Raw genomic sequence first — 273 nt, 5'->3', positions numbered from 1 at the left:
ACAAGGTCCCAACTACCATCGGCGCTAGAGAGCTTAACTTCCGTGTTCGGTATGGGAACGGGTGTGGCCTCTCTGCCATCATTACCAGACTGTATTCATTTAAGACAAGAATTATTGTAACTCATTTAACTTTTAAAGTCAACAAGTTTTTTATATTCTTTCAAAACTAGATAACATTGCTTCATATTATATGGTTAAGTCCTCGATCTATTAGTATTCGTCAGCTCCACATGTCACCATGCTTCCACCTCGAACCTATCAACCTGATCATCT

The 273-nt window shown here is 39.2% G+C and carries 2 rRNA genes; both read right to left on the bottom strand.

The annotated features are described in order from the left end of the window. A 5S ribosomal RNA gene (rrf, locus tag MR109_RS29930) occupies nt 1-89 on the bottom strand; the annotation flags it as partial. A 101-nt stretch (nt 90-190) separates the two neighbouring features. Further along, nucleotides 191-273 (bottom strand): 23S ribosomal RNA (locus MR109_RS29925); the annotation flags it as partial.

The organism is Bacillus cereus group sp. BfR-BA-01310, from assembly GCF_022664325.1.
Classification (GTDB): Bacteria; Bacillota; Bacilli; order Bacillales; family Bacillaceae_G; genus Bacillus_A; species Bacillus_A paramycoides.
Note: the sequence above shows the minus strand (reverse complement) of the source record. Positions and strands in the feature narration are given on the sequence as shown.